The organism is Rahnella sp. AN3-3W3 (assembly GCF_003263545.1).
Taxonomy (GTDB): Bacteria; Pseudomonadota; Gammaproteobacteria; order Enterobacterales; family Enterobacteriaceae; genus Rahnella; species Rahnella variigena.
The window spans coordinates 19,709-32,716 of the sequence record NZ_JYDG01000046.1; the positions used below are offsets into that span (position 1 = coordinate 19,709).

Annotated in this window: 9 protein-coding genes and 1 pseudogene; 8 read left to right on the top strand and 2 right to left on the bottom strand. The window is 47.9% G+C overall.

Features of this window, described 5'->3' with window-relative positions:
- Positions 1-162: 162 nt before the first annotated feature.
- Positions 163-2,157: a transketolase gene (gene tkt / locus UC15_RS13815; RefSeq protein WP_112288987.1), complete on the bottom strand. Its 1,995-nt coding sequence runs from the start codon at positions 2,155-2,157 to the stop codon at positions 163-165.
- A 248-nt stretch (positions 2,158-2,405) separates the two neighbouring features.
- On the opposite strand from tkt, the pseudogene UC15_RS13820 reads away from it, so the two are divergent.
- The 8 genes and pseudogenes from UC15_RS13820 (at position 2,406) to UC15_RS13855 (ending at position 10,734) form a co-directional block, all read left to right on the top strand.
- Positions 2,406-3,157 (top strand): annotated as a pseudogene (locus UC15_RS13820) (M48 family metallopeptidase).
- A gap of 547 nt (positions 3,158-3,704) precedes the next feature.
- Entirely contained in the window at positions 3,705-4,292 is a 588-nt protein-coding gene (locus UC15_RS13825; protein ID WP_112288988.1) for a fimbrial protein, read from the top strand.
- Positions 4,293-4,376: 84 nt separating this feature from the next.
- On the top strand, positions 4,377-5,111 hold the full coding sequence (locus UC15_RS13830) for a fimbrial chaperone (RefSeq protein WP_112288989.1): 735 nt from the start codon (positions 4,377-4,379) through the stop codon (positions 5,109-5,111).
- Between the two features lie 40 nt (positions 5,112-5,151).
- Positions 5,152-7,770 (top strand): outer membrane usher protein, encoded by a 2,619-nt coding sequence (locus UC15_RS13835; RefSeq protein ID WP_112288990.1) that lies wholly within the window; start codon positions 5,152-5,154, stop codon positions 7,768-7,770.
- A gap of 31 nt (positions 7,771-7,801) precedes the next feature.
- Positions 7,802-8,380, top strand: coding sequence for a fimbrial protein (locus UC15_RS13840; protein WP_112288991.1), 579 nt, complete (start codon positions 7,802-7,804; stop codon positions 8,378-8,380).
- Positions 8,381-8,424: 44 nt separating this feature from the next.
- Positions 8,425-8,994, top strand: a complete 570-nt coding sequence (locus UC15_RS13845; protein ID WP_232829883.1) for a fimbrial protein — start codon at positions 8,425-8,427, stop codon at positions 8,992-8,994.
- 50 nt (positions 8,995-9,044) lie between these two features.
- Entirely contained in the window at positions 9,045-9,626 is a 582-nt protein-coding gene (locus tag UC15_RS13850) for a fimbrial-like protein (protein ID WP_232829884.1), read from the top strand.
- Entirely contained in the window at positions 9,619-10,734 is a 1,116-nt protein-coding gene (locus tag UC15_RS13855) for a fimbrial protein (protein ID WP_112288994.1), read from the top strand. The genes UC15_RS13850 and UC15_RS13855 overlap by 8 nt, the downstream gene beginning before the upstream one ends.
- An 84-nt stretch (positions 10,735-10,818) precedes the next feature.
- Here the strand turns inward: UC15_RS13855 and speA are convergent, their stop codons facing one another.
- Positions 10,819-12,801 carry a biosynthetic arginine decarboxylase gene (gene speA / locus UC15_RS13860; RefSeq protein WP_112288995.1) on the bottom strand — a complete coding sequence of 661 codons (1,983 nt, stop codon included), beginning with the start codon at positions 12,799-12,801 and terminating at the stop codon, positions 10,819-10,821.
- Between the last annotated feature and the right edge of the window lie 207 nt (positions 12,802-13,008).

Consider the following 13,008-nt stretch of genomic DNA (forward strand, 5'->3'; position numbering starts at 1 on the left):
CGACGGATTGAAACAGCGTCAGAATGCAGGGAGTTTAGCTGAGTCCGCAGCGGAAGGGTTTGACCTGCGTCATTTCGCGCGAAACTGAGAACCGGCGCATGAAATTGCAGGCGAAAAAAAAGCACCCGAAGGTGCTTTTAAGAAGCTTTTAAGAAAGCGGAATTACTTCAGTAACGCCTGTGCCTGAGCAACAACGTTATCAACAGTGAAACCGAACTCTTTGAACAGCAGATCTGCCGGAGCTGATTCGCCGAAGCTATGCATACCGACGATAGCGCCGTTCAGGCCAACATACTTGAACCAGTAATCCGCGATACCCGCTTCAACAGCAACACGGGCTGTCACGGCTTTCGGCAACACAGATTCACGGTAAGCCGCGTCTTGTTTGTCGAAGGCGTCAGTTGAAGGCATGGAAACCACACGCACTTTGGTGCCCGCAGCCGCCAGTTTATCAGCCGCTTCCACGGTGATACCGACTTCAGAACCGGTCGCGATCAGGATCACTTCTGGTGTGCCGTCGCAATCTTTCAGCACATAACCGCCGCGCGCCACGTTTGCTAATTGCTCAGCGGTACGTGGTTGCTGGGTCAGGTTCTGACGGGAGAAGATCAGGGTAACCGGGCCGTCGTTACGCTCAATTGCGTATTTCCATGCCACAGCAGATTCAACCTGATCCGCAGGACGCCAGGTGCTCATGTTCGGCGTAACACGCAGGCTGGCGATTTGCTCAACCGGCTGGTGCGTCGGGCCGTCTTCGCCCAGACCGATGGAGTCATGGGTGTAAACGAACACGTTGCGGATTTTCATCAGCGCAGCCATACGCACGGCGTTACGCGCATATTCCACAAACATCAGGAAGGTCGCAGAGTACGGCAGGAAACCGCCGTGCAGCGCGATACCGTTGGTGATGGCGGTCATACCGAATTCACGCACGCCGTAATGGATGTAGTTACCCGCCTGATCGTCGCCGATAGACTTAGAACCAGACCACATTGTCAGGTTGCTTGGTGCCAGGTCAGCAGAGCCGCCCAGGAATTCTGGCAACACTTTACCGAAGGCTTCCAGCGCGTTCTGGGATGCTTTACGGCTGGCGATGTTTGCAGGGTTTGCCTGCAGCTGTTCGATGAATTTCTGTGCTTCGGTTTCCCAGTTCGCTGGCAGCTCGCCGTTCACACGACGTTTGAACTCTTTTGCCAGTTCCGGATGCGCTTTAGCGTAAGCATCAAACTTGTCGTTCCACGCAGCTTCTTTCGCTTTACCGGCTTCTTTCGCATCCCACTGAGCATAGATATCTTGCGGGATTTCAAATGCAGCGTATTTCCAGCCCAGCGCTTCGCGGGTTGCAGCGACTTCAGCAGCACCCAGCGCAGCACCGTGTACATCGTGTGTACCGGCTTTGTTCGGTGAACCGAAACCGATCACGGTTTTGCACATCAGCAGGGATGGCTTATCAGTCACTTTATGTGCTTCTTCGATAGCCGCTTTGATGGCGTCAGGATTGTGACCATCAACACCGTGGACTACGTGCCAGCCGTAAGCTTCGAAACGTTTAGCCGTATCATCGGTGAACCAGCCTTCTACGTGGCCGTCGATGGAGATACCGTTGTCATCATAAAACGCGGTCAGTTTGCCGAGTTTCATGGTACCGGCCAGAGAACACACTTCGTGAGAAATGCCTTCCATCATGCAGCCATCGCCCAGGAATGCATAAGTCTGGTGATCGACGATGTCGTGGCCTGGTTTGTTGAACTGTGCTGCCAGCGTGCGTTCTGCGATAGCAAAACCGACGGCGTTAGCGATGCCCTGCCCCAGCGGACCGGTGGTGGTTTCAACGCCAGCGGTATAACCGTATTCCGGGTGGCCCGGGGTTTTAGAGTGCAGCTGACGGAAGTTTGCCAGTTCGCTCATCGGCAGATCATAGCCAGTGAGGTGCAACAGGCTGTAAATCAGCATTGAACCATGACCATTGGACAGTACGAAGCGGTCGCGGTCAGCCCAGTGCGGGTTTGTCGGGTTATGGTTCAGGTAATCGCGCCACAGCACTTCGGCAATGTCTGCCATGCCCATAGGGGCGCCAGGGTGGCCGGAATTCGCTTTCTGCACGGCATCCATACTAAGTGCGCGAATAGCGTTCGCAAGCTCTTTACGAGAGGACATGTTCTACTCCAGGTCGGATTAAAAAAGCAGTCAAGAAATTCATTTTCTCAGACTCGGCATTAAAACGGCAATCTCTAATCACTCTCGTGATTAAGTTCACAAAATCCGCTTTTAAATCAGTGCGTTTTTTCGGACTTACACTATAGATCGGGTGCTGCTAAAAACCTACCTTAACGCTATCCTTACAGTCAGGGTCTTTTTGTGACTGCTTTTCAACCTTTGCTTATCTTCTCTGGGAATCTGAACTGATGAAATTTCGTCCTGTTATGTTGAGTCTTTTTGCCGCGTCACTGGTCAGTGGCTGTGCAACCGTCAATACCGATACCTTAATGCAGTCCGGCGCGCAGGCTTATCAGGCGTATACGCTGAGCGATGCCGACGTCAAAACGCTGAGCGTGCAGTCTTGTGAAGAGATGGATAAAAAGCACAGATTGCTCCCGACGACAGTGAATACGCACAGCGCCTGAAAAAAATCTCGGCAGCACTGGGCGATAACATCAACGGCACACCCGCCAACTACAAGGTGTATCTGACCAAAGACGTCAATGCCTGGGCGATGGCCAACGGCTGTATCCGCGTTTATAGCGGCCTGATGGATATGATGAACGACAATGAAGTGGAAGGCGTGCTCGGCCATGAAATGGGACACGTGGCACTCGGCCATACCCGCAAAGCCATGCAGGTGGCTTACAGCGCGACAGCGGCGCGCTCTGCGATTTCGTCACTCGGCGGTGTCAGTGCCACATTGTCACAGTCGCAACTTGCCGATCTGGGCGAGAAATACGTCAACGCGCAGTTCTCGCAAAAACAGGAATCAGAAGCGGACGATTACTCGTTTGATTTGCTGAAAAAACGCGGCATTGATCCGACCGGTCTGGCAACCAGTTTTGAGAAGCTGGCAAAACTGGATCAGGGAAGCAGCATCGGCTGGTTTGACGATCACCCTTCTTCAGAAGCACGTGCTAAACATATCCGCGAGCGTATTGCTGCCGGGAAGTAATTCATCAATTGATGAGAGATGTATCGTGAGGTACATCTCTGAAATCCCCCTGGTTCGTTATTCTTCCTGCACATTATCACTGAGTATTCAGGCGCCCCAGTAGCCTTGATATTCTTTTTTCTTTCCTAATCTCGCCCTTCTCTTTGCCCGGAAAATAGCACAATCATGTCTATTCTCCCTCAATAGCACAATTTGTTTATCATTTTCATTGATCATAAATAAATACACATCACTAATTATTATGTTTATTTTTCAAAGCTTAGCTTTTTAATTAATAAAAATGATCCTGACGATCTTTGTATTTTATGGCGAATATCAATCTCGAGAAAAAAATACAACATGTGCAAACTTAAACATTAAATACAGTTTACTTATTAACACACTCCTACAGAATTATTTCGTTACATCCATTCTGCAATTTCCCTAATTTGATCTCTGCAACATCGATATTTATACTCCGCTCAAGTAAGCCCTTGAAAAGGCTTATTCAAATCACTAATCCTTTATTTTAAGTTTTCTGTTGTTTTAATAATGAAAAGGACATTTCATGAAAAACATTAAGACTCTCTTCCCTTTATCTGTATTTTGTCTGGCATTCGGTAGCTTATCTGCACAGGCAGCGGATGTTGGGTTAATTACGTTTGATGGTGCGGTGTCTGACACGACCTGTGAAATCACCACTAACAACGGTGTTGCAGCGAATAATGTCACTATCTCCATGCCTGTTGTGACGAAAGCGGCGGTAGATGCAACAACCCGCGCAGCTGGCGGTGTCGGGGGCAAAGAGTTCGAATTAATGCTGAATGACTGCGCAGAATCCGTGACCAAAGCCTCCGTCAGCTTCTCTTCACAGCAATTTGCAGAATTGTCCAGCGGCACGCTAAAACCTGACACCACGGTATCTGGCAGCGCGCAAAACGTCAGTGTTGCTCTTTACAACAACACAACGACCGACGTGAGCCAGGTTCTGATCGGTGATCCGACCGATGTGGCACAAAGCGTGACGCTGGTCGATGGCCGTGGTGTTTTTGCCTACAAAGCAGCCTACGTCCCAAGCGCTGACTGGTCTGCAACGAATAGTGTTCAGGCAGGTAAAGTGAATACTAACGTCACCTTTACGATGAATTACGAATAATAATTAATGTTATTTAATTAATGATTCAGCGTGCCCGAAAAATCATTGGGCACGCTTTTATTATAAAATTTGATAGAGAGAAACATGAATTTTATACCTACACGAAAAATAATTTCGTTTAGCCTTGCAGTGCTGGGGCTTATTGCTTTTGATGTCTGTGCAGATGTTGTCATCTCTGGCACCCGAATTATTTATCCGGCGCAAGCGAAAGAGATTACAGTGAAACTGGATAATCGCGGAGAAAAAGCCTTACTGGTTCAATCGTGGCTGGATGATGGTCGCGAAGATGTAAATCCGCAGGAGATGAAAATTCCTTTCCTGGTTACCCCCCCGATTTCACGCATGAACGCTAAGCAAGGCCAGACGGTGAAAATTGCCAGTCTCGGCGGTGAATTGCCAAAAGATAAAGAAACTGTATTTTGGTTTAACGTGCTTGAAGTTCCCCCTAAAGCTAAAAACAATACCGATGAAAATTTGCTTCAGCTGGCTTTTCGTACCCGCATAAAGTTGTTTTATCGTCCTGAGGGCCTGAAGGGTTCATCTGCTGAAGCAGCGACCGCCTTGTCATGGAAAATAGTGAAAAACGGTCAACAGGCATTTGCTGAGGTAAAAAATGCTTCCCCTTATTTTGTCACAGTAAATGAAGGTTTTCTGAACGCGAACGGCCGCAAGTACGAAATTGAGAAAAAAATGATCGCCCCCGGTTCCACCCAGTTGATGAAAATCGATGGACTGACGACGCCGGTGAGCACAGGGAAAATAAATTATACCGCAATTAATGATTATGGCGGAAATATACAATATGAAACATCCCTTTAAATAAGACCTTTTTCGCTACCTGACTGAAAACAGTAATATTATGAAAAAAAATAAAATCACAACGGGATTATTACTGCTTCCATTGACTTTAGGCGTGAGCGCTATATGGTCACCTTTGTCCGTGGCGGAAACGGCGGTTACCAATGATGACAGTGAGGATGATGATGAGAATATTGAGTTTGACAGTCAGTTTCTTTACAACACCTCCAACAGTGACAAAATAGACACCCGCCGTTTCAGCAAGGGAAACCCTGTCATGCCGGGCGTTTATAGCGTCGGTGTTTTTATTAATGGTTCGTTAAAACTCAATTCTAAAGTCACTTTCATTGATAACGGAACGAATATTGCAAGCCCATGCCTCACCCAAAAATTACTTGAGCAGTTAGATATCCTCATCGATAAAAACGATGTTGCAGATATCTCGCCGGAAGACGCGGAAACAACGTGCTTAAATTTGACTGAAAAACTCCCTGAGTCAAAGGTCAAATTTAATTCTTCGGAACAACGGCTGGATATTATCATTCCGCAGATTTATCTTGCCAAACACCCTTCTGGATATGTGAATCCTGCTCTATGGGAAGAAGGCATCCCGGCGTTCATGCTGTCTTATGACATGAATGCCTACCGTTCAACCGCTGACGGGGAATCCCGTGACAGCGCCTACGCCGGGTTGAATTATGGTGCCAACTTCGCTGGCTGGCGCTTTCGTGCCAGAGGTTCAACTAACTGGGATCAGGATAATGGCCTGTCCTATTCCAGTCAGGATGCTTATGTTCAGCACGATATCACTGCATTAAAAGCCCAATTCGTTTTGGGTGATACTTATACGCAGGGTGATGCCTTTGATTCCATTAATCTGAGAGGGTTAAGGATATTCAGTGACACCCGCATGCAGCCGGGCGCAGATAACAGTTATGCGCCCGTGATACGCGGCACCGCAAACAGTAATGCAAAAGTGACTGTCAGCCAAAGTGGTTCGGTGATTTATGAAGTGACGGTTCCTCCCGGCCCTTTTGCGCTTGATGACATTAATCCTACCGGCTATGGCAACAGTCTCGACGTAACCATAGAAGAGTCTGATGGCAGCAAACGGACTTTCTCTATGCCTTTCTCATCGGTTACGCAAATGCTGCGCCCTGGGAATGCCCGCTGGGATATAGGATTCGGCAAACTTAACGAGAGTTCCTACAGCGATTCCCCCGAAGTGGCGGTGCTGACAGGCTATTACGGCATTAATAATACCTTCACCGGCTATGCGGGTGTTGAGGCTATGTCATCAGACTACGTTGCCCTGCTGACGGGGCTTGCTATGAACACTCCGGTCGGCGCATTTGCCTTCGATATTACGCATTCCCGTGCAGATATCGAAAACAATGAGTCACTAAACGGTCAGAGCTATAGGATTTCTTACAACAAGCTGTTGACCGAAACCAATACGTCACTGAATGTTGCCGCTTACCGGTTTTCAACCCAGGACTATCTGAGCTTGCGCGATGCAGCTTCACTTCAGGATGAACTCAGTCAGGAGCCGGTCAATAAAGAAGAAACTTTCAAAAATTACGACAGAATGAAAAACCAGATACAAATTAATATCAATCAGCCTCTGGAATATGGTGAACAAAACTACGGTTCTCTTTATATGACGGGCAGTTGGGAATCTTACTGGAATCAGAGTAAAAAAACGTCTCAGTTCTCAGTCGGATATAATAATAGTTATCGTTGGGCGAATTACAGCATTTCGTTACAGCGTGAATATAACGAAAATGGTGATCAGGATAACCGCCTTTATATTAACCTGAGCATTCCTTTAGAAAACCTGTTTGCGCAGGGTAAACGTCCTGGTGGATTTACCAATCTGAATACCGGCTTAAGCACTGACTTTAAAGGTACATCGCAACTGGACATGAGCGCTGGCGGTTATAGCGAGGATAACCGCTATAACTACAGTGTTAACACGTCATCTTCACTGGCTGATGCCCAAAGCTTAAATCAGATTGGTGGATACGGAAGTTATAACAGCGCATATGGCCCAGTGAGTCTTTCAGCCTCTTTAACCGATGACGGAGGACGGCAGGCTTCCTTTGGTTCCAGCGGAGGCATGGTTGTTCACGCTGGCGGTCTTACTTTTGCACCCGGAAATATCAACGACACTGATACGCTCGCGCTGGTCAAAGCCAAAGGTGCAAGAGGCACAAAGATGAGTATAGGTGAAGGCCGGATTGACAGTAACGGGTATGCGGTAACCCCTTATCTTTCGCCTTATCGGGAAAACACGGTCGGTCTGGACATCAGCACACTGGAGGCGGACGTTAATATTGTTAACACCAGTACGATTACCTATCCGCGCAGCGGTTCAGTGGTATTAGTTAATTTCGAAACTGATGAAGGTCGCTCGGTTATTATGGAACTGCAGCGTTCCGATAACGGTTTTATTCCTTTAGGCGCGGATGTCTTTAATGACAAAAACGTCCTCGTCGGAAATATGGGGCAAGGCGGAAGGGCTTTCATTCGTGGTATTGACGATAAAGGAATACTCCATGTTGTTTGGGGAAGTGAGTCTGACCAGTCCTGTCAGATTAATTACTCTATTTCAGAGAACCCGGAAAAAGTTAACCTGACGGTCATGTTAAAAAATATCGCTTGTAAAATGACACACTGATATCTGAAAAAATGAATAAACAGGAGGGGAAATGATAACGGAATACAGAACATTATTATCATCATGCGCTATCTTATTTTTCGGCATGAATATGCCACTGATTCACGCACAAAATGTCAATGTGAATTTTAGCGCCAACATTCTTGAAACAACGTGTGAAATGAAACTGGAAGGCGGCTCAGGAAATGGTATCAACAATACTATTCCTATTGGTTCCGGCGGAAAGGTAAGTTTAGATAAAATCATTGCGGGAGATAATGCCGCCACCGCGACCTTCAAGATAAAAATGGTGGAATGCCCCGCGGGAATAACCTCGATTAAAACAACGATCAGGGGGACGCCATCCAGTTATGTCAATACGTTACTCGTCAATGGGACTTCAGGTGAAGGTTCCTCCTCCTTTTTGGGCGTTTCTATTGCGCGCGCCTCAGCGTCAAACCAGCCTTTTGTCATTAACTCCACAAATGACAGTCAGCGGCTGAACTGGAGTAGCGCAGAAATCAATGCTAAAGAGGTCGCCCTGGTTTCAAGACTGCAAGAAACACAAGCCAATAAAGGGACAACCGGTACTTTCAGTGCCGTTGCCACTTTTAACTTTAACTATGAATAACGTAGAAAAAACAGGTTAAACAGATCTGCATGGAGAAAAGTAACGTGAAAACCAATAATTTTTTACTGCTGTCAGCTGCATTCCTCGTGACATTTTCAGCGCACGCGGTTGAGCTCACGCCGACAGAAAATTTAACTGCCACCTTTACTTCTACCATTGAAGCCGGGACTTGTGCTGCCCAGATTCAGAATTCATCAGGGACACCGACATCCGCCATTGACTTTAATGATGTCTATAAATCAGAACTGAAACAGAAAAGTAAAATTCAGCCTTTTAAGCTTGTTTTCAGCGCGTGCTCGGGCGTTAAATCGGCCGATATTACGGCCAATCCAACGTCAGGGGGCTGTTCGGGCGCGGACTCAAATGGTGATTCTTTTGCCAATAACGGCGGCACAGCCTCCGCCGTCGCGGTCGAACTCTGGCGTAATGCACCCGACAGCGGGAATCAATTTAGTTGTGCGAACAGAGCCACACCACAAACCATCGCGCTTACCTCCGCAGGCACAACGTTGAATATGAATGCCCGAATGGTGATTGCGGCAGGCCGCACGATATCAAATGTCACTACCGGGAGTTTTATTGCACCGATCACGTTTGTGATTATCTATCAATAAATCGCCGAGCAAAGACTAATGGAAGGAATATGATAAATCACACGGTGAATATGAATAATACATTATTACGCTTGTTAACGGTATTAGCCGTGGGGTTTCCTTTCGTCACCATTGCGGAAAGTGATCTCAACATGAATATACAGGCTAATATTCTCGAGACGACCTGTCAGTTAACTGTACAGAATGGCGGCGCGATTCATTTACCCACCGTCAGCGTCAATTATTTTGATGATCGCGGTTCCTCGCCAGCCCCCATATTACCTACCGATCCACTGGGCGGTTATCCGTTTACTGTTAGCCTGAGTGAATGCACGGATGTGATTGAGAATGTTCATTTCAGTTTCGCCCCGCAGTCAGGTAATTTCGCATCGGGCTCTAAACAGGTATTTATCAGCGAAACTGATGGTGCAGCGGATGGCGCAAAAAACGTGGGTCTGGTGATATTTTCTCAGGAATACAATACCAATGTGCTGGAAACGGACGGTTCTTCCGATGTGAATTTCCCGATAAACGCTGCAACGCCCATTGCTGAAAAAACGGACTATCACTTCTATACCCGTTATCAACATACAGGTGCAGTCTCAGCCGGCCGCGTTACATCAAAAGTATTAGTGAGTGTTAGCTATGAATAATCATTTATCTTGTAATGCAGTGACGATACGCTCATCTCGTTTCATCTTCATATTCACTTTTATCGCATTATGGATGCTGGCAGAATGTTTATCCCTTAAAGCGGCCTATGCGGCAAGAGAATGTTATTTTTCAAACGCTCCTTTCACCACAACAATATCCCTTAGCAACGGTCCCGAGATTAGTTTACGTCCTCATATAACCACGAATTATATGCTCAGTAAGGATAATTTAGCGAACTCATCATGGGGTCTTCATTCTGATTGCCGAACTGGGAATGATGGTGAAAATTTATTTGGTAAGAAAGGCAGTGTTGCCCAGATAAGTTCTTACAATATGGGTTATTCATATCTTGCAGGATTATATGCCACGAATATACCTGGAATTCTCTATGCTGTAGCGATAATAAACTCAAAGGGTATAGCGGGTTATATTCCTTACACCTCCAGTACTGGCGAGATGCGTCTGTGGGATATGGAAAATTACGAACCTTACGTTGAAGATACAACTTGGAAATTTTATATTTCCCTATACCAAACACCTCAATTTGTTGGCATTCCTAAAGGCGTATCAAGCATTCACCCGTTGAACCAGGGGAATATCGGTGCATTCAGGTTAGGTGAAAGTGACTCGAATAACGGTTTAATCACTGTCATTATGGGGGATTTTTCTTTCCCTGTTAAAACCCCTACCTGTACCTCTCTGGTCAGCAGCGCGGGGGGCGGGACAATTCCTTTGGGTGATTACACACCATTACAGATAAAGTCCGGTTCTACAAAAATAGTAAACTTTACACTTAATACATCAGGTTGTACTAATGTAAGTATGTTTAATACGCGTGTGACCACAAATATTGTCTCGCCGGGAAATAGCATGTTGTTAGGCAATTCCGCCACTTCAAATGCAGCGACCGGTATCGGCGTAAAAATCACAACCGCCTCTGGTGGTCAGTTAAAACCTAACGATGCCAATTCAATAAATTCTGTGAGCGATACTAATATCCCTGCTTCCAAACAATTACAATTCAGTGCGCAACTGGTCGGCGATTCCAAAAATATTTCGGTGGGAAGTTTCTCGGCTACCGGCACTTTTGTTGTTAACTATGAGTAATTACAGGGATTAAAAACATGTAATTATAAAAACGCCCGAATAAACTCGGGCGTTGCACAGTCGTTTATTACACTTTATAAACGCTTATTCATCTTCTTCAAGATACGTATAACCGTATAAACCGGATTCAAACTCTTCGACGAACTGCGCCTGCAGTTCTGCATCCAGATCGGTTTCTTTGACCTGATCGCGGAAACGAGCCAGCAACACATTCGGATCCAGTTGTACGTACTCCAGCATGTCCGCCACGGTATCGCCTTCGTCTGACTGCTGCACTTCAATGCTGCCGTCAGGGAAGACAAATACATCTACCGCTGCGGTATCACCGAACAGGTTGTGCATGTTGCCGAGAATTTCCTGATAGGCACCGACCATGAAAAAGCCCAGCACCGGCGGATCCTCTGGATCGTACGGCGGCATTGGCATGGTCGTGGCTACGCCGTCACCGTCGATGTAGTGATCGATAGTGCCGTCGGAATCACAGGTAATGTCCAGCAGCACCGCACGGCCTACCGGCGGCTTATCCAGACCTTCCAGCGGCAGAACCGGGAACAGCTGATCGATACCCCACGCATCCGGCATAGACTGGAACAGCGAGAAGTTGACGTACAGTTTGTCCGCCATACGTTCCTGCAATTCGTCGATAATCGGACGATGCGCACGGTTGCTCGGATCCAGCTGATCCTGAATTTTATTACAGATATTGAGGTAGATGTCTTCCGCCCAGGCGCGCTGCGTCAGATCCAAAATCCCGTGCGCATATTGCGAATGGACGTCGTGCAAATCCATCTGGCTGTCATGCAGCCATTCACGCAGAGAACGGCGGTTTTCCGGATCGTGCATTTCGTTCCAGGTATCCCACATGCTGCCCAGTGCGCGCGGCGCGTCATTTTCAGGCGCCACCGGCTCTTTGAATTCGTTACGCTCAACGCCAATCACGTTGGAAACCAGCACGGTATGGTGCGCGGTCACGGCGCGGCCAGACTCGGTGATCACCGTCGGGTGCGGCAGGCCATGCTCATTACAGGCGTCGCCGATACCCCAGATGACGTTGTTGGCGTATTCATTCAGGCCATAGTTCACCGAGCAGTCAGACTGCGAACGGGTGCCTTCATAATCCACACCCAAACCACCGCCGACATCGAAGCACTGAATGTTGACACCCAGCTTGTGCAGTTCAACGTAGAAACGCGCGGACTCACGCACACCGGTGGAAATATCGCGGATATTCGCCAGCTGTGAGCCCAGGTGGAAATGCAGTAATTGCAGGCTTTCCAGACGCCCTGCTTCACGCAGCATTTCGACCAGTTGCAGAACCTGAGACGCCGCCAGACCGAATTTGGATTTCTCGCCGCCGCTGGACTGCCATTTACCGGAGCCCTGCGAAGACAGACGCGCACGCACGCCCAGACGCGGGATCACATTGAGACGCTCAGCTTCTTCCAGCACCAGTTTAATCTCAGTCATCTTCTCGATAACCAGATACACCTTGTGACCGAGTTTTTCGCCGATCAGCGCCAGACGAATGTATTCACGGTCTTTGTAACCGTTACAGACGATAACGGAACGGGTCATCCCGGCGTGCGCCAGAACGGCCATCAGCTCAGCTTTTGAGCCCGCTTCCAGACCCAGCGGTTCACCGGATTCCACCAGCGATTCAATCACTCGGCGGTGCTGGTTAACCTTAATCGGGTAAACCAGGAAGTAGTCACCCTCGTAGCCGAACGATTCGCGCGCACGTTTGAACGCGGCGTTAATCGAACGCAGACGGTGCTGCAAAATTTGTGGGAAACAGAACAGTGCCGGCAGACGCTGACCGTCCTGCTCACGCATGTCTTTCACCAGTTGTGCCAGATCAACACGGGCAGAAGGCACGTCAGGATCCGGGCAGACACTGATGTGGCCCAGTTCGTTGACGTCATAATAATTGTTACCCCAATAGGCAACGTTGTAAGTGCGCAGCATCTTGCTGGCATCACGATCGTTCACGGCAACCTCCTGCATGGAGCGCAAAGAAACAGTATCGCCCGCATGTGACGGACGGTGAGACTGGATGTCATCAGACATAGGTAAATCCTCTTTCTATACTGACAACATGGCCAGCCACTATCGCAGTAACAACAGGTGAGAACAACCCGCAAGGCTGGCTTTCAGACAGGATAAAACCCTGCGAGCCACAGCCACGGGACTGTTTTCCACTCATATCATTGTAAAACACGTTTTTAGACTCCGTGTAACGAGTCGGGAGAAATCAGGGATGGATGCCCCGGGAGA

What these genes read in the sequence shown, in the direction of transcription:
- tkt (WP_112288987.1), bottom strand. Translation starts at nt 2,157, where the DNA reads ATGTCCTCTCGTAAAGAGCTTGCGAACGCTATTCGCGCACTTAGTATG.
- UC15_RS13825 (WP_112288988.1), top strand. Translation starts at nt 3,705, where the DNA reads ATGAAAAACATTAAGACTCTCTTCCCTTTATCTGTATTTTGTCTGGCA.
- UC15_RS13830 (WP_112288989.1), top strand. Translation starts at nt 4,377, where the DNA reads ATGAATTTTATACCTACACGAAAAATAATTTCGTTTAGCCTTGCAGTG.
- UC15_RS13835 (WP_112288990.1), top strand. Translation starts at nt 5,152, where the DNA reads ATGAAAAAAAATAAAATCACAACGGGATTATTACTGCTTCCATTGACT.
- UC15_RS13840 (WP_112288991.1), top strand. Translation starts at nt 7,802, where the DNA reads ATGATAACGGAATACAGAACATTATTATCATCATGCGCTATCTTATTT.
- UC15_RS13850 (WP_232829884.1), top strand. Translation starts at nt 9,045, where the DNA reads ATGAATAATACATTATTACGCTTGTTAACGGTATTAGCCGTGGGGTTT.
- UC15_RS13855 (WP_112288994.1), top strand. Translation starts at nt 9,619, where the DNA reads ATGAATAATCATTTATCTTGTAATGCAGTGACGATACGCTCATCTCGT.
- speA (WP_112288995.1), bottom strand. Translation starts at nt 12,801, where the DNA reads ATGTCTGATGACATCCAGTCTCACCGTCCGTCACATGCGGGCGATACT.